This window comes from Lentzea sp. NPDC042327, assembly GCF_040647275.1.
Taxonomy (GTDB): domain Bacteria; phylum Actinomycetota; class Actinomycetes; order Mycobacteriales; family Pseudonocardiaceae; genus Lentzea.
Window position 1 is genome coordinate 733,698 of the sequence record NZ_JBEZBX010000002.1, and the last position, 19,849, is coordinate 753,546.

The 19,849-nt window shown below is 72.6% G+C and carries 20 protein-coding genes; 7 read left to right on the forward strand and 13 right to left on the reverse strand.

Annotated features, from left to right (window positions below):
* Positions 1-11: 11 nt before the first annotated feature.
* On the reverse strand, positions 12-1,217 hold the full coding sequence (locus AB0A63_RS07415; protein WP_360386416.1) for an FAD-dependent monooxygenase: 1,206 nt from the start codon (positions 1,215-1,217) through the stop codon (positions 12-14).
* Positions 1,218-1,273: 56 nt separating this feature from the next.
* On the opposite strand from AB0A63_RS07415, the gene AB0A63_RS07420 reads away from it, so the two are divergent.
* Positions 1,274-1,744 (forward strand): MarR family transcriptional regulator, encoded by a 471-nt coding sequence (locus tag AB0A63_RS07420; protein ID WP_360386418.1) that lies wholly within the window; start codon positions 1,274-1,276, stop codon positions 1,742-1,744.
* Here AB0A63_RS07420 and AB0A63_RS07425 read toward each other — a convergent pair.
* The 6 genes from AB0A63_RS07425 to AB0A63_RS07450 all read right to left on the reverse strand — a co-directional run bounded on the left by AB0A63_RS07425 (position 1,730) and on the right by AB0A63_RS07450 (position 11,262).
* Entirely contained in the window at positions 1,730-2,746 is a 1,017-nt protein-coding gene (locus tag AB0A63_RS07425) for a DUF2399 domain-containing protein (protein ID WP_360386420.1), read from the reverse strand. The two genes, AB0A63_RS07420 and AB0A63_RS07425, sit on opposite strands and share 15 nt — an antisense overlap.
* Before the next feature lie 24 nt (positions 2,747-2,770).
* Positions 2,771-3,910: a response regulator transcription factor gene (locus AB0A63_RS07430; protein ID WP_360386423.1), complete on the reverse strand. Its 1,140-nt coding sequence runs from the start codon at positions 3,908-3,910 to the stop codon at positions 2,771-2,773.
* Between the two features lie 120 nt (positions 3,911-4,030).
* Positions 4,031-4,165, reverse strand: a complete 135-nt coding sequence (locus tag AB0A63_RS07435; protein ID WP_360386426.1) for a hypothetical protein — start codon at positions 4,163-4,165, stop codon at positions 4,031-4,033.
* Positions 4,166-4,457: 292 nt separating this feature from the next.
* A complete protein-coding gene (locus AB0A63_RS07440) occupies positions 4,458-8,606 on the reverse strand; it encodes an SbcC/MukB-like Walker B domain-containing protein (RefSeq protein WP_360386429.1) in 4,149 nt (1,382 codons plus the stop codon).
* Positions 8,603-9,793: a TIGR02678 family protein gene (locus tag AB0A63_RS07445; RefSeq protein WP_360386431.1), complete on the reverse strand. Its 1,191-nt coding sequence runs from the start codon at positions 9,791-9,793 to the stop codon at positions 8,603-8,605. The genes AB0A63_RS07440 and AB0A63_RS07445 overlap by 4 nt, the downstream gene beginning before the upstream one ends.
* On the reverse strand, positions 9,790-11,262 hold the full coding sequence (locus AB0A63_RS07450; RefSeq protein WP_360386434.1) for a DUF2397 domain-containing protein: 1,473 nt from the start codon (positions 11,260-11,262) through the stop codon (positions 9,790-9,792). The genes AB0A63_RS07445 and AB0A63_RS07450 overlap by 4 nt, the downstream gene beginning before the upstream one ends.
* Positions 11,263-11,334: 72 nt before the next feature.
* Here AB0A63_RS07450 and AB0A63_RS07455 point away from each other — a divergent pair, with 72 nt between their 5' ends.
* Complete coding sequence (locus tag AB0A63_RS07455; RefSeq protein ID WP_360386437.1) at positions 11,335-12,267, forward strand: cobalamin biosynthesis protein; 933 nt, start codon at positions 11,335-11,337, stop codon at positions 12,265-12,267.
* Here the strand turns inward: AB0A63_RS07455 and AB0A63_RS07460 are convergent.
* From AB0A63_RS07460 to AB0A63_RS07475, 4 genes are read right to left on the reverse strand one after another with little or no spacing between them, the layout of a single operon-like run.
* On the reverse strand, positions 12,175-13,002 hold the full coding sequence (locus AB0A63_RS07460; protein WP_360386440.1) for an SURF1 family cytochrome oxidase biogenesis protein: 828 nt from the start codon (positions 13,000-13,002) through the stop codon (positions 12,175-12,177). The genes AB0A63_RS07455 and AB0A63_RS07460 overlap by 93 nt on opposite strands.
* A gap of 4 nt (positions 13,003-13,006) precedes the next feature.
* Entirely contained in the window at positions 13,007-13,555 is a 549-nt protein-coding gene (locus AB0A63_RS07465) for a DUF1349 domain-containing protein (protein WP_360386442.1), read from the reverse strand.
* 5 nt (positions 13,556-13,560) lie between these two features.
* Positions 13,561-14,277, reverse strand: a complete 717-nt coding sequence (locus AB0A63_RS07470) for a fructosamine kinase family protein (protein ID WP_360386445.1) — start codon at positions 14,275-14,277, stop codon at positions 13,561-13,563.
* Positions 14,274-14,726, reverse strand: a complete 453-nt coding sequence (locus AB0A63_RS07475) for a low molecular weight protein-tyrosine-phosphatase (RefSeq protein ID WP_360386448.1) — start codon at positions 14,724-14,726, stop codon at positions 14,274-14,276. The genes AB0A63_RS07470 and AB0A63_RS07475 overlap by 4 nt, the downstream gene beginning before the upstream one ends.
* 63 nt (positions 14,727-14,789) lie before the next feature.
* Between AB0A63_RS07475 and AB0A63_RS07480 the strand changes: the two genes are divergently transcribed.
* Genes AB0A63_RS07480 through AB0A63_RS07495 form a run of 4 tightly spaced genes read left to right on the forward strand, consistent with a single transcriptional unit; the run spans position 14,790 to position 17,587 of the window.
* Positions 14,790-14,996, forward strand: a complete 207-nt coding sequence (locus AB0A63_RS07480; RefSeq protein WP_030472678.1) for a hypothetical protein — start codon at positions 14,790-14,792, stop codon at positions 14,994-14,996.
* A gap of 37 nt (positions 14,997-15,033) precedes the next feature.
* On the forward strand, positions 15,034-16,029 hold the full coding sequence (gene cobC / locus AB0A63_RS07485; protein ID WP_360386450.1) for an Rv2231c family pyridoxal phosphate-dependent protein CobC: 996 nt from the start codon (positions 15,034-15,036) through the stop codon (positions 16,027-16,029).
* Positions 16,026-16,850: a Nif3-like dinuclear metal center hexameric protein gene (locus AB0A63_RS07490; RefSeq protein WP_360386453.1), complete on the forward strand. Its 825-nt coding sequence runs from the start codon at positions 16,026-16,028 to the stop codon at positions 16,848-16,850. Before cobC ends, AB0A63_RS07490 begins: the two co-directional genes overlap by 4 nt.
* On the forward strand, positions 16,847-17,587 hold the full coding sequence (locus AB0A63_RS07495; protein WP_360386456.1) for a C4-type zinc ribbon domain-containing protein: 741 nt from the start codon (positions 16,847-16,849) through the stop codon (positions 17,585-17,587). The genes AB0A63_RS07490 and AB0A63_RS07495 overlap by 4 nt, the downstream gene beginning before the upstream one ends.
* Positions 17,588-17,597: 10 nt before the next feature.
* Here AB0A63_RS07495 and AB0A63_RS07500 read toward each other — a convergent pair whose 3' ends face one another.
* Complete coding sequence (locus AB0A63_RS07500; protein WP_360386459.1) at positions 17,598-18,602, reverse strand: LLM class flavin-dependent oxidoreductase; 1,005 nt, start codon at positions 18,600-18,602, stop codon at positions 17,598-17,600.
* A gap of 239 nt (positions 18,603-18,841) precedes the next feature.
* Between AB0A63_RS07500 and AB0A63_RS07505 the strand changes: the two genes are divergently transcribed.
* Positions 18,842-19,546, forward strand: coding sequence for a hypothetical protein (locus AB0A63_RS07505; RefSeq protein WP_360386462.1), 705 nt, complete (start codon positions 18,842-18,844; stop codon positions 19,544-19,546).
* Here the strand turns inward: AB0A63_RS07505 and AB0A63_RS07510 are convergent.
* Positions 19,527-19,685, reverse strand: coding sequence for a hypothetical protein (locus AB0A63_RS07510; RefSeq protein WP_360386464.1), 159 nt, complete (start codon positions 19,683-19,685; stop codon positions 19,527-19,529). The genes AB0A63_RS07505 and AB0A63_RS07510 overlap by 20 nt on opposite strands.
* Positions 19,686-19,849 lie beyond the last annotated feature (164 nt).

Consider the following 19,849-nt stretch of genomic DNA (forward strand, 5'->3'; position numbering starts at 1 on the left):
CCTGGGCCGGCTCAGCGCGACCCGACCCAGGACGCGTACCCGTCGGGCCTGATCGTCGCCTCCTCACCGGCGAGCACGGTCGTCGTTCCCCTGCCGTCGGCCAGGTCCAGCCCCGGAACGAACGTGCCCGCAAGTGGGTGCTCGCAGCCGGTCCCGTACCGGATGTCGGTGCCCTGCACCATCGCCGTGATGCGTTCCCGCACCGCGGGCAGGTCGAGCAGGTCGCTGAACAGGCCGTGCAGCTCGCGCGCCTGCGGATCGGGCCGGGTGAGCGCGACCTGGGCCATCGTGTTGCGCAGCACGCGTTCCGCGACCGGGTGGCGTTCGGCGGTGTAGGTGTCGATCAGCGCGAGGTCGCCGGTGGCGAGCTTCCAGCCGAGGTTCAGCGCGTCCTGCAGACCGAGGTTGAGGCCCTGGCCGCCGAACGGCGAGTGCACGTGCGCGGCGTCGCCCGCGAGCAGGACGTTGCCGCGGCGGTAGGTGCTCGCCTGGCGGGTGTTGTCGGTCCACACGGTCGAGGTGTGCACGGCGGTGATCCGCACGTCGTGGCCGCTGACCCGGCGCAGCACGGCTTCGAGCACCTCCGGTGTGACCTCGCGCGCTTCCGGCGGGCCGGAGTGGTCGATCATCATGATCCGGCCCTTCAGCGGACCGAACGCGAAGACGCCCGCCGGGGTGCGGTGCCAGCCGAACGGCAGGTCGCCGTCGAGGTCGACGACCGCCTGGTAGCCGGTCAGCGTCGGCCCCTGGCCGGGGAAGTCGAAGCCGGCGAGCCTGCGGACGGTGCTGCGGCCGCCGTCGCAGCCCACGACGAACTCGCTGCCGAGGTCCAGGCCGGTGACCTCGGCACCGCGGCGGACCTCGACGCCGAGCTCGCGGGCGCGGGCCTCCAGGACCCGTTCGAGTGCCTGCTGCGTCAGCATGACGAGCGGCAGACCGTCCAGTTTGAACAGTCCGGCGAAGTGCCCGCCGGACGGCCGGTACCAGGCGAGCCTCGCGGTCTCGGCCGCGCTCTCGGCCAGCACGGCGGGCCCGAGGCCGCGCATGGCGAGCATCTCGAACGTCCGGCCGCTGATCATCTGGGCCTTGATGGTGTCCGCCTGCGCGGTGAGGCGTTCGAGCACGGTGGTGCGCACACCGTTGAGCGCGAGCTCGCAGGCGAGCAGCAGGCCGACCGGCCCGGCGCCGACGACGGTGACGTCCGCTGAGGTTTTCATTCTCAACATTTGAGCGTGAAAACATCGCGCCGTCAAACCTGATTTAGGATGACCCGGTGAGCGAGCCGATCTACTCGTGGCTGTACGCGCAGCAGGGCGTCGACGCGGTGCGCGCCGCGCTGGGGGAGCGCATGGAGGCCGAGGCCGGGTGCTCGCTGCTGGAGCACGTCGCGCTCTACCAGCTGCACCACAACGGCGGGCGGCTGAAGATGCTGGAGCTCGCCGAGCTGCTCGACGTCAGCCCGTCCGGTGTCACGCGGCTGGTCGAGCGCCTGGTCAAACGCGGCTGGGTCACGCGCGAGCAGCCGCAGGACAACCGCAGGCTGGTGTTCGCGGTCCTGACACCGGAGGGCGAGGAGGCCTGCCTGGGTGTCACCGCGCGGGTCTACCGGGCGTCGATCGCCGAGCACTTCACGTCGTTGCTGAACGAACGCGACCTCGCCGACCTGCGCCGCATCGGCCGCAAGCTGATGGAGGGCCACGGCCGGTGGGACGTCAAGCGGTTCGCGCCCTCAGAGGAGGAGTGACGGCAGGACGTGCTCCTCGGTGACCACCAGGCCGGTCGTGGCCATGGTCGCGGCGAGGTCGGGGTCCCAGCTCGCCTCCTCCGGCCTGGTGTTCAGCGTGGGCAACTCGACACCGCGCGCGATCAGCGTGGCCACGGCCTCGCGGTAGTCGGCGGCGGACATGCGCCACGGCGTCCCGCCGGTGTGGTCGAGGAGCTCGTTCATCCGCCGGACGCCGTCGGGCGTGAAGTCGTCGTGGCAGCGGACGGTCTTGCCGGCGAGGTGGCGCCGGGCCTGCGGGGTCAGCCCGGCCGGCAGGACCACCAGCGGCCCCGGCACACCCGATTCGAGCAGCCGGGCGCTGTGCACGACGGTCACCTCCCGGGCCGCCAGCACGTCGTTGAGCGTCAGGTAGCCCTGCGAGGTCAGCACGGGGTCGCCGTAGGCGTCGGGCAGCACGCCCATGCGTTCCCAGTCGGTGCCCGCGAGCTGCAACGCCTTCTGCACGATGCGGGTGAGCGGGCGGCCGTCGTCGAGGTCGTTGCCCGCCAACGCGAACCGGGTCGTGACGCGGCCTGGGTCGAGCCGCGCCAGCACCTCGGCGGCCTGGTTCGCGAGCATCGGCAACGCGGGCTGCGGGATCTTGCCGTACCGGCGCACGTGCTCGATCCACTCCGCCGCCCACGGCCGCCCGAGCAGACCGTGCTCGCGCAACGCGTACCGCAGCACCGCGTCCGCGGTCGACGCCTCGGTCTCGGCGGACAGGCCGACCGGCTCGCCGTGCACCGCCTCCAGCACCTCGGGCAACGTGCTGCCGTGCGCGCGGACGTGTTCGTCCAGCCGCGCCAACGAGATCTGCCGCCGCGCCGGGTGCGCGACCGGTTTGCGCAGCAGCTCGGACAGGGCCCGCGCGGTCTGCTCGTCCTCGACGCGCAGGCTGAACGCCGACCGCCCGCCGCCTTCGAGGGTCTCGCGGGCCAGGCGCCAGAGCTCGGCGAGTTCGGGGCGGTCGTACACGCTCACCGCGCCAACATAGCCGGACCTGGCCTATCCGGGCCGGTCAGGGTTGAGCAGCCGATCGGCGTGGCCGTACCCGACCGGTGGGCCGGAAGCGGGCCGGTTCGGTGGCAGGTAGTAGTAGCCGAGTCCGTGTGCGGCGACGATCGCGTTCGGACCGAGGTGCTCGTTGAGCTTCGTGCGCAGCACGGCCACAAGGACCGCCAAGGTGCGCTTTCTGGGCCCTGTCACCTCGGAGTCGCCCCAGACGTGCGCGACGATCACGCCGGTCGGGATGGCGGTACCCGCTGACCGGACGAGGACCTCGATCAGCCGGAACTCGCGCTCCGAGAAGTGCGCCTCCTCGCCGCCGAGGTGGACCTGGCGCAGCTCGAAGTCCACGCGCAGGGCGCCGTCGTCGTAGACCAGCGGGCGGGCGGCGGCGCGGTGCCGGGTGACGCGGCGCATGCGGGCGACGAGCTCGCCGATGTCGTACGGCTTGACGAGGTAGTCGTCGGCGCCCGTCTCCAAGCCGAGCACCCTGGCGGCGGCTTCGCCCCGCGCGGTCGTGATGATCACCGGCAGGTCGCTCGTGGCGCGGAGCCTGCGCAGAACGCTGATGCCGTCCACGTCGGGCAGGCCGAGGTCGAGCAGCACCACCGCCGGCCGGTGCGCCAGCGCCGCGTCCAGCCCCTCCCTGCCGGTGAGCGCGGCCACGACCTCGTACCCCCTGCGTCCCAGTGCTGCGCTCAGCGCGTCGACCACCCGGCTGTCGTCCTCGATCAGCAGCACCTTCCCCTGACCGACCGGCCGCGGCGGGATCGGCGCGGGCCCGGTGTCCGGCCGGTCGATGCGCCGTGTCTCCACCGCCGTCGCGGACGTGCCCTGACCGACCAGGAACCTCAGCGCGAGGTCCTCGCACGCGGCGCAGACCTTGAGCTCCCGCCCGTCGACCGCGAGCACGCAGACCGCGGCCCGCCCGCACCGGTGACCGGCGACCTCGATGTCGCACTGCCGGGACCGGCGCGCCTCGGCCCGCCTGGTCTCGCGCAGGCGGACGCGGTGGGCGCGGGAACGGCACCGGTCGGAGCAGTACCGGCGCGGGCGTCCCGACTCGGTCGCCTCCGGCAGGGGTCCGTCGCACTCCTCGCACATCGGCACCGCGGCGTCCCCCTTCCCCGTTCGTTGCAACGAAACCACTTTCGTGTCGGTCCTGCGACATCGCCGGGACAACCGGCGCTTGGCTCCGGCGCCGCTGTGCTGTTCCCTGGGAAGGGGACGGTCCGGCCGCCGAGGCGACCGGACCCGGTGTCACGATCGCCCGTGCCTGCCAGGGTCGACGATCGCGTCACCCACCACGCGGAGCGCCCTCGCCGCGACGGCGAGGGCGACCTCCCCCTTCAACGGCGCCACCACGCCCTCCACCAGCAGGAGGACGAGCCGCACCCCCTTCCAGACCCGGGGTGCCCGCGTGCGGCACCACCTGGCGGCCTGACACAGCGCGGCACGCGGCCGGCCGGTCCGCGGCCGCGACCTCGACCGGGTTCTTCGACGTGCGGGAACGACCACCTCGACGACCTCCTCTCGACAGCGGAGCGACCGTCGCGGTTGTCGCGACGGGCCCGCTGGAGCCACCGTCACGGGGGCGCCGGAGTCCGCACAAGATCAGGTGAACAACACAACGGCCCGGCAGCACCGGCGGGGCCGGTCTGCCGGGCGGGGGTGCCGAGGTGTCCTGCTAGGGGTCGATGCGGTCCAGCACCGCGCCGTCCCACGTCGTCTGCGTGCACGCCACACCCCGGCCGTTCTTGGGCCGCAGCACGTCGTAGATGTGCATGCGCGGGATCTTGTCGGACACGCCCCAGCCGCTCGGCCAGGTGATCACCCAGTCCATGTCGAGGTCGACCAGCAGCCCCAGCATGCGCGCGATCGTCGGGTCGTCGAGCCGTTCGAACGCCTCGTCCAGCAGCACCAGCCGCAGCGGGTCGAACTCGTCGCTGACCGCGTCGTAGAAGCTGGCCGCCGCCGCGAACAGGGTCACGTACGAGATCAGCCGCGTCTCGCCGGACGACAGCTGCCGCAGCCGGCGTTCGCGCGGGTTGCCGTCGGGGCCGGTGTCGCCGACGGTGACCGTGAACTGGTGCCACGTCCGGTAGTCGAGCGCCCGCGACAGGATCTCCGCGTAGCCGCCGGAGTGGGTGTCGCGCTCGTTCTCGATCCGCTCGGTGAACACCCGGCGCAGCGTCGCGTCCTGCTCCGGCGTGCGTTCGCCGAACGGCAACCGCACCAGCGCAAGCGCTTGCCGGGTCTGGTCGTCGAGCGCCGCCGACGACTTCCACGCCAGCTTCACGTGCACGCCCTGGCTGGACCGCGCCCGCGACAGCACCTCGTTCATGCGCCTGGTCAGGTCCTCGGCCACGGCGACCTGCCCGCGCAGCCACTCCGCCAGGTCGCGGATCAGGTAGTCGGCGAAGATCCCCTGGTACTGCTCGTCGAGGAACCCGCGCTGCTCACCGAGCCTCGTCGAGACCTGCCGTGCGGCGACGGCGACGGGCTTCGCGCCCTCCTCGCCGGTCACCGTGACGGTCAGCAGGCCCGCGTGCTGCTCAGCGGCGATGTCGTGGCTGCCCGCGAGCGACGTCTGCAGCGCCTGGAGCTTCGCGATCACCGTGGCCTCGGTGCCGCCGCGCCGGTCGCCCGCCGCCGCGATCGCCTGGCGCACCGCGGTCTCGCCCGTCTCGCCGTCCCAGTCCGGGAACGCGGCCGCGAGCAACCCCGGCGCCCGCACGGTCGCCGCGAAGGTGCCGCTCGCCCGCTCCCTCGCCGCCGCGGCCTCGGTGACCTGGGTGGAGTTGGTCTCCAGCAACGCTTCCAGCTTCGCGGCCTGCTCGCGCGCCGTCGTGATGCCCTCGCGCACGCCCTTGAGGTCCGCGCGCATCTTCTTGCGCGACCTCTCCAGCTGCGTGAGCTGCTCGCTGATCTCCTTGGCCTCGCCGCCGACCGCGTCGGTGAGCTCGGCCAGCGTCCCCGCCTGCGCCGCGTGGTCCACGCACCGCGCGTCGGCGTCGGCCTCCGCGGTCTGCCGGTCCGCGACGGCCTCGTGGTAGCGGTGCGACGCGTCGGTGAGGTCGGAGATCGTGCCCTGGCACCGCCTGCGCACCGCGTCGGCGAGCAGGTCCGCGGTCCGCTGGGCGTCCGCGGCCGCCGTCCTGGCCTGCCGCAACGCCTCGGTGTCCGCGGGCAGGCCCGCGTCGCCCGCCTGGCGGGTGAGCTCGCCGCGGGCCGCCTCCAGCCGGGAACCGGCGTCCTCCAGCGCCTCCCGCAGCTCGAACGTCCGCTGCCGCGCGCGTGCCGCCGACTCCTCCGCGGCCTGCACCCGGCTGTGCTTCGCGATCAGCTCGCCGTCACCGGGGAACGCCGCCACGTGCGCCTCCCACGTCGCGACGTGCTCGTGCGCGCGGGCCAGCTCGTCCTCGGCGGTGCCGAGCCGCCGGCGCAGCTCCGCGAGCTCCTCCTCCAGCGCCGCGATCCGCCGCCCGCGGGCGGCCTCCCGCGCGCCGGCACCGATGAACTCGGCCTCGGGCTTGGTCCACGACCCGGTCAGCACCCCCGCGCGCCACACGCCGTCCGTGGTCAGGCTCAGGCCCTCCCGGTCGTCCAGCGACACCGCGCGCAGCAGGTCCGCGACGAACCCCTCCGGCACCGGCGACCCCTCCACCGCGGGCACGAGCACGTGGGCGAGCGTGCGGCCCTCGACCGGCGGGCTGGCGACGGCCAGCACGTCGGTGAGCTCGGTGTCGGCGAGCGTCACCCAGGCGTCGAGCAGGCCGCTGGCCTGCAGGGCGGCCTCCAGGCCCGCGCGTTCGGCGTCGGTGAGCGCCGGCGCGAAGTCCACCAGGCGGTAGAACGGGGCACCGGTGGCCGGGTCGCGATCGGCCGAGACGTACCGGCCGGGCAGCGGCACGCGTTCGGCACCGGACCGCAGGCCGACCAGCTCCTCGTCCAGCGCGTCCAGGCGGGCACGCAGGTCCGCGCGCTGCTGCGCGTGGGCGTGGGCGGCGTCGCGGGCCGCGCGCACCAGCGGGCCGACCCACTCGCGGGCCGCCGTGGTCAGCGCCTTGGCCGAGGCCGGGGTGACCGTGGCGGGCAGCGGGAACGCCGGGCGGTCGAGGTCCGGTGCTTCCCCGTCGCCCTCCCGCGCGCTTCCTCCTTGCGAGGCGGGCGAACCGGCGAATCGAGACTCACTCGACGGGGTGAAACCCGGTCGCTCGTCGACCAGCGGCCCGCTGGTCGTCCACGTCTGCACCTGCGCCAGCCACGTCTGCACGGCCTCGGCGAGCTCCTGCGCCTCCTGGTTGCGCAGGGCGGTGGACTCCGTGGCGGCGAGCTGCGCGTCCCTGGCCTTGCCGCGCAACGACTCCACCTCGCGCTGCTGCGCGTCGAGCGCCAGCGCCTGCTCGTGCAGCGCCAGCGCCAGCGCGCCCCGCTGCCGGGCCAGCGAGGCGATCCCGGCTGCCCGCTCGACCGCGGTCGCCAGCTCGGCCAGCACCTCCTCACCCGCGGCGGCCGGCGGCACCCGGCGGTCGATCGGCAGCGGTGCGGCCTCGGGGTCGGGCTTGGCGCGCACGGTCGCCGTGGTCACCGTCGCCTCGGCGGCCGGCACCTGCGGCACCACCGGCGCCAGGTCGACGTCCATGCCGGCGAGGCGCAGGTTCTCCCGCAACGGCTCGGTCAACGCGTCCGCCGCCGACAGGTCCTCCGCCAGCCGCCGCAGCAACCGCAGCACGGTGTCGACCGCGGCGTCCTCCTGCGCCCGCTGCCGGTGCGCCGTCTCCAGCGCCGCGACGGCCGAAGAACGCATCTGCGCCACCAGGTTCTCGCGCGTCTTCAGGTCCTGCAGGTCGCGGAACGCCGGCAGCTCCTTCAGCGCCGCGATGGTCTCCTCCGCCTGCTGCTCGCCGGTCTCCATGTCGACGAGCGCCTGCTCGGCCGCCGCGCGTTCGACCCGCGTGAGGTCCAGCTCCGACACCAGCTTCGACTGCTCGCGCTGCAACCGGGTCAGCGCCTTCTCCGCCGCGTCCAGCCGTTCGGACGCCGAGCGCAGTCCACCGAACGCGTAGTCCGAGTAGGTCTTCAGGAACGTCGACAGCGCACTGTCCGCAGTGGACAGCCGGACGATGTTCTCGCGGATCGACTCCAGGTCGTCGAACGACGTCGCCAGCTGCTCGACCATCGCCTGGTCCAGCGGCGGCAGCGCGTCGGACAGGATCTGCTCCAGCTGGCCTTCGAGCACTTTCAGGCCGACGTCGGGGTTGCGCAGCGTCCGCTGCAGGTGCAGCAGGTCGCCGTAGCGCGCGGCGGGCACGCCGTAGACCGCGTCGGCGACCTTCGCGCGGAACGCCGGTTCCTCGAACATGCAGTCCGCGCCGATCAGGTCCCGCAGCTGCGCCGGGCCGTGCGGCACGCGTTCCGGGCCGGCGAGCTGGAGCTCGGTGCCGACCCGCATCGGCGTGACGAACCGCCACGAGTCCGTGATCGCCTGCGACGTCTTGGACGCCTTCACGCCCAGACCGCAGGTCAGGTACTCGTTGCCGGAGTGGTCGGCCGCCTCGCGGACCAGCTCGACCCACGCGTAGCCGATGCGGTTCGGCCCGCCGTCGTAGTCGTCGAGCATCAGCCGCCGGATGCTGACCGTGTCGAAGCCCTTGGACCCGAGCTGGCGCAGGTCGCCGTCCAGGCACAGCGGCAGCAGCAGCTCCAGCGTGCGGGACTTGCCGGAACCGTTGGTGCCCTGGAAGATCGCGCGGCCACCGGAGAAGTCGAACGTCTGCTCGGTGTACTGCCAGATGTTGACCACGCCGCCGCGGTGCAGCCGCCACCTGCTCATGACACGTTCTCCTCGTCGAACAGGGACCAGCTCGGCACTTCGCGCACCACAACGGGTTCCGGTTGTTCTCGTTCCGGGTCGCCGTCGGGTGACGGCAACCAGCGGTGCGCGGCAGCGCTGATCGACCAGCCCTCGGCGCACGGGACCGCGAGTCCCATGCGCCGCAGCAGCTCCGCCACCTCGGCGACCAGCCGGTCGAGGTCGTCGGTGAACTGCTTCGACCACGCGGCCGGGTAGTCCTCCACCAGCCGCGCGCAGACCTCGCGGAGCCGGTCGACCGTGACGACGTGCCGTGCGGGCGCGTCGTCGGACGGGTCGTCCAGCAGGTCCGGCAGCGCGAGCAGCGCGATGCGCGCGACCGTCGAGACACCGGGGAACGACAGGTCCGTCAGGTAGTCCTCGGGGTCGGCGGCCAGCACGCCCTCGACGCGGCACTCGGTGAACAGCCCGAAGGCCTGCTCCAGCAGCGCCGTCTCCTTGCGCTGGTTGCGCCGCAGCCACTCCGCCTGGTCGGCGGGCAGGTCCGCGTAGAGCACCAGCGGCGTCTCGACCAGCTTGCGCCGCACCGCGTGCTCGACACCGCGCGGACCCGGTCTGGCCGCCAGCTCGACCAGCCGCGCCGGGGAGTCGGCCTCGCCGACCGGGCCGGTCACGAGCTGGCCCAGCAGGTCCGTGTCGATCGTGATCAGCGCCTCCTGCGGCACCACGTCCTGCGCGACCGAGCCCTCGGTCTCCTGCAGCACGCCGAGGGACACCAGGTGCCGCAGCGCCGCGGTCAGCGCCCGCCGCTCGGTCACGTCGTCGGGTGCGCTGATGCCCGCTTCGGCCGCGGCGGACCGGATGTCGGCCACCAGCCGGGACAGCAGCGCCTGCCGGCCGGTCCCGGTCAGCACGGCCAGGGTCAGCGCCAGGTAGGCGTACCCGCGCGGCGACATGCTCAGCACGCCGCGGGTGTCGTCGTTGCCCGGCCCCGACTTGTACAGCCGCGCGAACCGGCGCTCCACCACGAGCCGGTACCCGAGCAGCCCGGCGAACAGGTCCTGCAGCACCGCCCGGTGCCGGTAGACGAGGGCCAGCAGCTCGCCGTCCGGGCCCTCGGAGCGCAGCAACGGCCTGCGCAGCAACGTTCGCGCGCACCGCACCACGTTCGCGGCGTCGATCTCGGAGAGGGTGTCGAAGTGGTTCATCGCTCCAGGGCCACCGTGGCGTCGTGCAGCGTCAGCGTCCCGGCGGCGGACTTGATCTGAGTGGTCGTGCCGGGGGTGATCGCGAGCTTCAACCCGCGCACGGGATCGCTGGCCGACCCGCTGTCGCGCGGTGAGTCGCGCTGCGCCATCGCCAGGGTCAGCAGCTCGCAGAACACCTCCAGCGCACCGTGCGACAGCGTTGTGCCGCCGAGGTTCCCGGCCGCGGAGGTCAGCTCGGCCACGTGCCGCGCGCGGACCTCCTCCGCCTCACGCGCCTCCGCCAGCAGCGACTGCTCGGTCATCGGGTCGTCGAGGATGCGCGACGGCCGCCCGCGCCCGCCCCGGTCACCGCGCGACCGCACGCTGACCGTGACGTCGCAGACCGGGCCGTCCCGCCACGGCGTGCGCTCGTTGTCGGAGTCGTGCTCGGGCGCGGGGGAGAGGTGGCGGGAGGAGTACAGGCCGAACGCGGAGGCGTAGATCTCGTGCGCCTCCTCGCGGGTGGCGCCGTCGAACCAGCTGGCGAGCTTGAGCAGCTCGGCCCGCCGGCCGGGCAGCAGGCCACCACCGGACGTCGCGCGCTTCACGCTCGCCAGCAGGCTGCCGATCGCGCGGGCGGTGGCCTCGCGCAACGCCGTGACCTGGCTCGGGCGGCCGGGCCGGTCGACGAACCAGTCGGTCAGCTCCTGCCAGTCCTCCGGCGTGCGGCCGCGGGCGCGTTCGACGTGGGCGCCCAGGTCGGTGCCGAGCAGCCGGAGCAGCTCGGAACGGGCCTTCGCAAGCGCGGCGAGCGCCGCCGCGATCGGCGGCGTGTACTTCAGCACGTCCTCGACGACCCGCTGGATGTACTCGACCAGCAGGCTGCGGAAGCCCGCGATCTCCTCGGGCGCCAGGTGGTTGCGCGTCACGACCTGGCCGAGGTAGGCGTAGAAGTCGCGGACCGTGGCGGCGAGCTCCGCGTGCTGCAGGAACAGGGTGGTGACGCGTTCGGCGAGCAGCTCCCTGGTCTTGTCGCCCTCGTTCAGCAACGCCACCGACAGCGACCCGCCCAGCTCGTTGAGGCCGCGTTCGATCGCGGGCAGCAGCTCGCGCGACACCTCGCGGGCGCCCTCGGGCACCCGCAGCAGCTCGTCGACGTCGCGCTGCACGCGGACGGCGAGCTTGGAGACCTGGTAGCGGACGCTGCCGTGCTGGAACTCGGCGATGCTCGCGGCCACGACCTCGCGCCGGCCCTGCACCAGGTTGCCCCACTCGACCAGCTGCCGCAGCCGGTTGATCACGTTCTCGATGCGCGACTCGCCCTGCTCGACGCGGCCCTCGCGCTCCTGGCCGGCGAGCGCTCCCGCGACCTCGCCCGCGCTGAGGTCGGCGAGCAACGTGGAGGTGAACAGCCGCATGATCGCCAGGTACGTGCGCTGGTGATCGCGCGCGTCCAGATAGGCGTACAGCTTCAGCCTCTTGTGCTCCACGACCGGCCACCCTAATGCGCGTGCCCGGGCGGTGCGGCGCTACCGTGCCTTCGACGAGCTGGGGAGGATGCCGTGGGCGCGGGTCGCGCGTTGGGGTTGGTGCTGGGCGTGGCCGCGGACGCGGTGTTCGGCGATCCACGCCGATTTCACCCGGTAGCGGCATTCGGGACCGCCGCCGCGGCGCTGGAGGAGCGCGTGCACGCCGACTCCAGGGCCGCCGGCGTCGCCTACACCACCGTCCTGGTCGGCTCCGTCGTCGCAGGCGGGGTCGCCGTCGAACGGCTCGCGCGCCGGCACTGGCTCGCGCAGGCGCTGACCACCGCCGTGGCCACGTGGACCGTGCTCGGCGGCCGGTCGCTGGCCGACGAGGGCACGTCCATGGGCCGCGAGCTCGACTCCGGTGACGTCGAGGCCGCCCGCGCCCGGCTGCCCCACCTGTGCGGCCGCGACGCCGCCCGGCTGGACACCTTCGGCCTGGCGCGCGCGACCGTGGAGTCCGTGGCGGAGAACACGTCCGACGCCGTCGTCGGCCCGCTGGTGTGGGGTGCCGCGTTCGGCGTGCCCGGCCTGCTGGGCTACCGCGCGGCGAACACGCTCGACGCGATGGTCGGCCACAGGTCCGCGCGGTACCTCAGGTTCGGCTGGGCGTCCGCGCGGCTGGACGACGTGCTGAACCTGCTGCCCTCGCGGCTGGCGGCGCTGCTCACCGTCGGCGGTGCGCCGGTCGTCGGCGGCTCGGCCCCGCAGGCGTGGGAGACGTGGCGCCGTGACGCCGCCGCCCACCCGTCACCGAACGCGGGCCAGGTCGAGGCGGCCTTCGCGGGCGCGCTGGAGATCAGGCTGGGCGGCCGCACGGTGTACTCGCACGGCGTCGAGGAACGGCCGGTGCTCGGCCACGGCCGCAACCCCGACTCAGGTCACGTGACGCGTGCCGTGGAGCTGTCCCGCGTCGTCGGCCACGGTGCCGCCCTGGTCAGCGCCTTCGTCGCCGTCTTCCGCAAGTAGCTCTGCGATCGACTTCCGCTTCGCCTTCGCCTTCGGCGCGGTGTCGAGCGCACCGCCCGGCCGCGCCTCGCGGATCGTGAAGTACAGCCAGCCGCCGACCGCCATGACGCCGAACGCGATCCACTGCAGCGCGTAGGAGTAGAACGGCCCGGACTCGATCCGCGGCAGCGGCATGGTGTCCAGCGCACCGGCCTGGCCGTCGATCAGCTGGTAGTGACCGGGCTCGATGCCGGGCCCGACGGCGTCGTTGTTGATCGAGTAGATCTGCCGGTGCCCGTCCTGCTGGATCGCCGGTCGCGCGTCCGACTCGTTGGTGCGCGCGAGCCCGACGATCGTGACCTCGCCCGTGGGGGCCTGGGCGAACCCCGGCGGCTTGATGCCGTTGACCGGCCGCACGTAACCGCGGTTGACCAGCACCTTCTTGCCGCTGTCGGTCTCGAACGGCGTGATGACGAGGAACGCGGCCTCGCCCTGGACCGTGCGCAGCCGGGCGAGCGCCTCCCCGTCGGGCAGGTACCGGCCCTTCAGCTCGACCTTCTGCCACTCGTCGTGCTGCGCGCCGAACGGCACCGCGGCACTGGCCAGCGACTTGGTGATCGCGGAGTTCTGCCCCTGGCGCTCGTCGTTGCGGCCGAACTGCCACGGCGCCAGGAAGTAGACGCACGCACCCGCGAACACCCAGACGGCCAGCGTCAGCGCCAGCCAGCCCGGCTTGAGGAGGAACTTGAACCGCACCACCTCACGGTAGATGCGTGACCTGGACCTCCTGGAACTGGGTCACGAACCCCTCACCCTCCGGGCTGGCGGCCATGACGCCGACCTTGGTCTCGATGTCCGGCGGGAAGTAGGCCTGGCGCAGCACCGCGGTGGGCTCCTCGCCGTCGACGCCGTACCGGATCCAGACCGCGTCACCGCGGCGTTCGGCGGAGACGGTGAACCGCTCGAAGTCGCCGGTCAGAGCCAGGTTCCAGTCGGAGAAACCGCGGGTCACGACCGCGCTGGGACGCCGCTGCCCGTCGAACAGCTCGACGCCCGCCTTGATCCACGTCTCGTCGTCGACGAGCAGCCCGATGCCCGCGTGGTCGTACTGCGCCGCGTACTCGCCGGAGAAGGTCGCGGTGATGGTGAAGTCGCCGGCCAGCGTGACGCCGTAGAGGTGACCGCTGTCACGCACGACCCCGTTGCCGGTGCGGCGCCAGAAGTCCGAGCCGGGGTCGGCGTGCACGGTCAGCGGGGTGGCCGACCACTTCGCCGGTTCGTTGAGCCAGGTCCAGGTGGTGAGGTCCATGACCCTCATCTTCCCCGCAAAGCGGTCCGCGCCGCCGCCACCGCCTCTGTCCGGTATCCGCCACCGAACAGCACGGCGTGCACCAGCAGCGGGAACAGCTGGTGCAGCGGCACCCGCTCTCGCCACCCGTCGGCCAGCGGCGCGACCTCCCGGTACGCCCCGAGCACGTGGTCGAGGAACGGGCAGCCGAACAACCGCAGCATCGCGAGGTCGCTCTCCCGGTGCCCGCCGTGCGCCGCGGGGTCGATCAGCCACACCTGCCCGTCCGCGCCCCACAGCACGTTCCCGCTCCACAGGTCCCCGTGCAGCCGCGCGGGCGGCTCGGCAGGCCCGGCGAGGTCGGCGATGCGCTCGTACAGCTCGCCCAGGTCCAGCCCGACCCGCACCGCGTAGGGCTCGATCCGCTGTGACGCGAACCACTCCGGCCACGACGGCGCTGGTTCGTTGACCATCGGCGCCTGTCCGATCGTGGCCTCCCGCGGCCCACCCGGCGGTGGTGCGCCGAACGCCGGCGCGCCCGCCTGGTGGAGTGCGGCCAACCGGCGCCCGAAGGTCACGGCCGCCTGAAGATCCGGCGGGCCGACCGGGATCTCGTCGATCACCAGTTCGCCGCCGTCCGCCGAGTGCACGACTGGTACCGCGGGGCCGCCGTCGACGCGCAACCACCGCAGGCCGGCCGCCTCCGCCGCCGTGGCCCGCGCGGACTGGACCTTGCGCCTCAAAGCCTTTCCCGCACCCACGCCAGCAGCCCCGGCACCGCCGCCTCGATCATGCCCAGCACCTGGTCGAAGCCCTGCCGGTCGCCGTAGTACGGGTCCGGCACGTCCACGCCGTCCGCGTCAGGGTCGAACGACCGCAGCAACCGGACGCGACCAGGATCGACCATCCGGCGCAACGCGCGCGCATGACCGGAGTCGAGTGCGACGAGCAGGTCGGCGTCGAGGTGCTCTGGGCCAACCTGCGCGGCCACGTGGTCGGTGGGGTAGCCGTTGTCCGCCAGCGTCTTGAGCGCACGCGGATCGGCCGGGTCCCCCACGTGCCAGCCGCTGGTGCCCGCACTGGACACTTCGACGTGGGAGGACAATCCTTCGCGCAACACCCGCTCACGGAACACGAGCGCTGCCACGGGGGACCGGCAGATGTTGCCGGTGCAGACAAAGGCGACCTTCACCGCCACACGGTAACGCTCAACCCTTGTCGCAAGATGTACGGACAAACGACATGGAGGCCGCCCATGCAGACCGGTACTGACGTGCCCCCGCAACGGGAGATCATCGGGTGCACCGACGCCCTCGGGCGCCGTCGTGCGTTCGAGGTGTACCTCAACGAGAAGGGGCGTGTGTGCTTCCGCACCCCGCCCGGTGAGTCCGCGCAGCTCGACGCGTTCCAGCTGGACGAGCTGATCAGCCACCTCACCGAGCTCCGCCGCTACATGCAGTGACGCGCGCGCCTGGGCTGGTCGCTTACTATTTGCCGCGATGACCAGCCCAGACCTGCGCCACCACGGTGACGTCGACGCCGCAGCGGGCCTCGCCGACTTCGCCGTCAACGTGCGGGTGCCGCGCCCGCCCGCCTGGCTGCGCGACCGGCTGTCCGCCGCGCTCGACGACCTGGGGCGCTACCCGTCCGCGGCAGCGGAACAACGCGCCCGTGAGGCCGTCGCCGGCCGGCACGGGCGCTCACCCGACGAGGTGCTGCTGCTCAACGGTGCCGCCGAGGGCTTCGCGCTGCTGCCGAAGCTCGCGCCCCGCCGTGCCGCGATCGTCCACCCCGGCTTCACCGAGCCGGAGGTGGCGCTGCGCGACGCCGGGGTCCCGGTGGAGCACGTCACGCTGAGCGGCGACTTCACGTTGCCCGAGGTCAGCGCGGACGTCGACCTGACCGTCGTCGGCAACCCCACGAACCCCACCTCCGTGCTGCACCCGGCCGCGCGCGTCAAGCGGCTGCCCGGTCTCCTCGTGGTCGACGAGGCGTTCATGGACGCCGTCCCCGGCGAGCCCGAGTCGCTCGCGCACGACCCGGACGTGCTCGTGCTGCGCAGCCTCACCAAGACGTGGGGGCTCGCCGGGCTGCGCGCCGGTTACCTGCTGGGCGACCCGGAGACGTTGCGGCGCTTGGCGTTCGGCCGCCCGCACTGGCCGGTCGGCAGCCTCACGCTCGAAGCAGTCACCGCGTGCTGCGAACCGGCGGCGCTGCGGGAGGGCGAACGGCTCGCGTTCGAGGCCGCCGCGCACACCGCGCACGCCGTGCAGCAGCTGGGCGACCTCGTCGTCGTGCCGCCGAAGGGCCCGTTCGTGCTGCTCAGGGTGCCGCGCGGAACGCGTGAGGCGCTGCGCGACAAGGGGATCGCGGTGCGGCGCTGCGACACGTTCCCCGGACTGGACGACACGTACGTGCGCGTCGCGATCCGGCCGCCGGAGGAGTTCGCGGTCTTCGTGGACGCGCTGCGGGTAGTGATGGAGGAACTGGCGTGAAGCTCGCCGAGGTGATCGCGGTGCTGGCGGACGCGTACCCGCCGCGGATCGCGGAGAAGTGGGACGCGGTCGGCCTGGTCTGCGGTGACCCCGCGGAGGAGGTCACCAGGGTCCTCGTCTGCGTGGACCCGACCCGGTCCACTGTGGACGAGGCGGTCGAGGTGGGCGCGCAGCTGCTCGTCGCCCACCACCCGCTGCTCCTGCGCGGCGTCAACGGTGTTCCCGCCGACGAGCCCAAGGGCGCGTTGGTGCACAGGCTCATCCGCAGCGGCACCGCGCTGTACTGCGCGCACACCAACGCCGACAGCGCGCTGAACGGCGTGTCCGACGCGCTCGCGCAGGCCATCGGGCTCCAGGTGACCGGCCCGCTGGAGCCGACCGACGAGCCCGGTGTCGGCCTCGGCCGCATCGGTGAGCTTCCCGCCGCCGAGCCGTTGCGCGTGTTCGCCCAGCGCGTCGCCGACGCGTTGCCCGCGACCGTGCAGGGCGTGCGCGCCGCCGGCGACCCGGACCGCCCGGTCAAGCGCGTCGCTGTGTGCGGTGGCGCCGGCGACAGCTTCCTCGGCGCCGCCACCGCGGCGGGCGTCGACGCGTACGTGACCGCCGACCTGCGCCACCACCCGGTCTCCGAGCACGTCGAGGCCGGCGGGCCCGCGCTCGTCGACGTGGCGCACTGGGCCAGCGAGTGGCCGTGGTGCGAGCAGGCGGCGGAAATCCTGCGGGAGGCCTTCGGCGGTAGGGTCGACGTACTCGTCTCCACCCGCCGGACCGATCCGTGGACCGTCGGTGCGACGAGCTCAGCAGCAGGAGGACTTGCGTGAAAGCCGATCCCGCAGTGCAGCGCAGGCTGCTCGACCTGGCCCAGGTCGACGCCGAACTGGCGCGTGTCACCCACCGGCGCCGTACGCTGCCGGAGATCGCGGAGATCGCCGAGGTCGAGCAGCTGGTGCGCACCAAGCAGGACGCGCTGGTGGCCGTCGAGACGACGCTCGGCGACATCGACCGCGACGTGAAGCGCCAGGAGACCGAGATCGACCAGGTCCGCGCCCGCACCGACCGCGACCGCAAGCTGATGCAGTCAGGTTCCGTCGGCGCCAAGCAGCTCACCGACCTCGAACACGAGCTCGCCACCCTCCAGCGCCGCCAGGGCGTCCTCGAAGACGACCTCCTGGAGCTGATGGAACGCCGCGAGGCCGTGGCCGCCGACGCCTCCTTCGCCCGCGTGGAGCTCGACAAGGCCCGCGAGACCCTCGAAGCCGCAGCGCGCCGCCGTGACGCCGCACTGGCCGACCTGGAGGCGACCGAGACCCGCCGCACCGCCGACCGCACCCTCATGGCCAAGGGCTTCCCGGACGACCTGCTGAAGCTCTACGACCGCCAGCGCGAACAGCGCGGCATCGGCGCGGCCGTGTTCCAGACCCGCAGCTGCGGCGCGTGCCGCATCGAGCTCGACCGCAGCGCACTGGGCAAGGTCAGGGAGGCCGCCGCGGACGAGGTCGTGCGCTGCGAGGAGTGCGGCGCGATCCTCGTGCGCATCGCCCAGCCCGCGGGCGCCTGACCCACCCTCGTCACCCGGCCGGCTGCCGCCCCAGCGCGGGAGCCAGCCGCGTGGCGATGTCGGTCAGCAGCTGCACGTAGTCGGCGTGCTCGAAGCTGAACGGCAACGCGAACGCCACCTCGTCGACCTCCCGGAACGCCGGGTCGGCGTGCAGCTGCTCCGCGATCTGCTCGGACGTGCCGACGAGGTCCCGCGCGAACATCATCCGCCGCGGCCCCACCGGACTGGCCGTCCGCGGCGTCCGTTCGTCCACGTACCGCTGGTACTTCTCCCGCTGCTCAGCCGTGGCCGAGTCCGTCGGGATCACCACGAGCCCCTGCGACACCCGCGCCTTGTCGCCATCGGGGTGGTGCTCGCGGAACTTCCGCACCAGCGCGTGCTGAATCCGCGCGAAGTCCTCGGACTCCTCGGCTTGCACGACGTTGCTGGTGAGGAAGTTCAGCCCGTTCTCCGCAGCCCACCGCGCCGACCTGAGGCTGCCCCCGCCGTACCAGATCCGCTCGCCCAACCCCGGCGAGTGCGGCTGCACCCGGTCCGACCAGACCTCGATGCCCTCCCTGCCGCTGAACTCGACGGCCTTCTCCCCCCTCACGAACCGCAGCAACCGCTCCAGCCGCCCGTAGCCGAAGTCCTCGACCTCGGCCGTGTCCGGGTAGAGCGCACCCTTGACGTCGTCCCAGTGCATCGGCGGCCCGACGCTCAGCCCGGGGTTGAGCCGCCCACCGGACAGCACGTCCACCGTGGCCAGGTCCTCCGCGAGCCGCAGCGGGTTCTCCCACCCCAGCGGGATGACGGCGGTGCCGAGCGCGATCCGGCTCGTCCGCTGACTCGCCGCCGCCAGCACCGCGACCGGCGACGAGATGCCGTGCTGCAGGTGCCGGTGCCGCACCCACGCGCTGTCGAAGCCCAGCTCCTCGCCGAGCTCGATCAGCTCCAGGGTGGACCGGTGGCCGGCAGCCGGATCGTGCTCGTCGAACTGCCCGATGGTGAGGAACCCCAGCTTTCGCAACGGCATGCCCGCCAGGGTAGGTGACACCTCAACTACCCGGCCACCACGTCCACATGCTGGTATGCGCGCATTTTCGAAAGTGGACACAATTCTTCGTGAATTGTGGACATCTGCGATCAAGTAACCGCATACCTCGTGCAGGTTCCCGAAACTACGAGATTGTTGCGCAAATCTTATTCTCTGCGGATTTTCGGCTCATGACGTACGTTCCAAGGGTCTTGCTCCTCTCTGCCAAGGTGGGCGAAATGGCGATGTCTCGAAGGCAGGCGTTGGTGAACGCCGGTCGCGGTGCCGCGGTTCTCGCAGTCGGTTCACCAGCGCTGACCGCCTGCGGTGCGGCCAAGCCGATGCTCGCGGGAGCGGCGGGGGCCTGGCTCGCGGAGCTGGGCGATGCGATCAAGGCCGACATCGCGGCGAAGGCCGTCGAGAAGGGGAAGCTGGCGTTCGAGGAGCTGTGGAAGAAGTGGGAGAAGCCCACCTCGGACATGAAGACGAAACAGGTCGCCGAAGGGTTCGCGTACTTCGGGACCACGATCTACGGCCACGCCGTTCCGGGCACGACGCTGGTGAGCGTGCACCGGGTGAGGCAGGTCGACCCGGCCACCGATCGACTGGCCTGCGTGAGGGAGTCAGGTGAGCACGTCGTCCTGGAGAGCTGGGCGTGGAAGGGGATGCTCGCCTTCATCAAGCACGAGCTGGAGGGCAAGGAGGGCGACGACAAGCTCCACGCCCTCCAGCTGCTCGCCATGACCTTGATGCCGCACGGTGCCGTCCTGCCCGGCACGACGCCTGCCGGATCGGTCAGCTGGGTCAGCTACCCGGCGCGCGACGGCGCGGTCGAGATCGTCAAGTTCAGCGACGGCGGCAAGGACAAGGTCGGGGTCACCGCTTCCGGCTACTTCTCCGGCGACCACGGCAAGGCTACGAAGCTCACCTTCGACCTCGCGTGATCTGCTGATCCCTCACGACGCGGTCGATCTTCGTCGCCTGTCCCTGCCGAAGGTCGGAAATGACGCCAGTGCGCGGGCCGAAGAGCGCGACGTTGAAGTCGTTTTGCACCACCAGCCGGTCGCGCTCAGGCTCGTTCACGTTGGGAAATGCCGAAGACCGAGACGTACGGGTCATCCGCGATCGCAGTTCGGCGTGCACGCGTTACGCGATCCTGGCGAGTTGGTCCGTTTGTGCGACACCGGTAACGCGGTCACGGCGGGTTACGACAGTGGGGGCATTAGGCCGCGCGTATTCGGCCGCCA

Coding starts and splice junctions, on each gene's coding strand:
- AB0A63_RS07505 (WP_360386462.1), top strand. CDS start 18,842: ATGGCGATGTCTCGAAGGCAGGCGTTGGTGAACGCCGGTCGCGGTGCC.
- AB0A63_RS07415 (WP_360386416.1), bottom strand. CDS start 1,217: ATGAAAACCTCAGCGGACGTCACCGTCGTCGGCGCCGGGCCGGTCGGC.
- cobC (WP_360386450.1), top strand. CDS start 15,034: ATGACCAGCCCAGACCTGCGCCACCACGGTGACGTCGACGCCGCAGCG.
- AB0A63_RS07480 (WP_030472678.1), top strand. CDS start 14,790: ATGCAGACCGGTACTGACGTGCCCCCGCAACGGGAGATCATCGGGTGC.
- AB0A63_RS07440 (WP_360386429.1), bottom strand. CDS start 8,606: ATGAGCAGGTGGCGGCTGCACCGCGGCGGCGTGGTCAACATCTGGCAG.
- AB0A63_RS07465 (WP_360386442.1), bottom strand. CDS start 13,555: ATGGACCTCACCACCTGGACCTGGCTCAACGAACCGGCGAAGTGGTCG.
- AB0A63_RS07445 (WP_360386431.1), bottom strand. CDS start 9,793: ATGAACCACTTCGACACCCTCTCCGAGATCGACGCCGCGAACGTGGTG.
- AB0A63_RS07500 (WP_360386459.1), bottom strand. CDS start 18,602: ATGCCGTTGCGAAAGCTGGGGTTCCTCACCATCGGGCAGTTCGACGAG.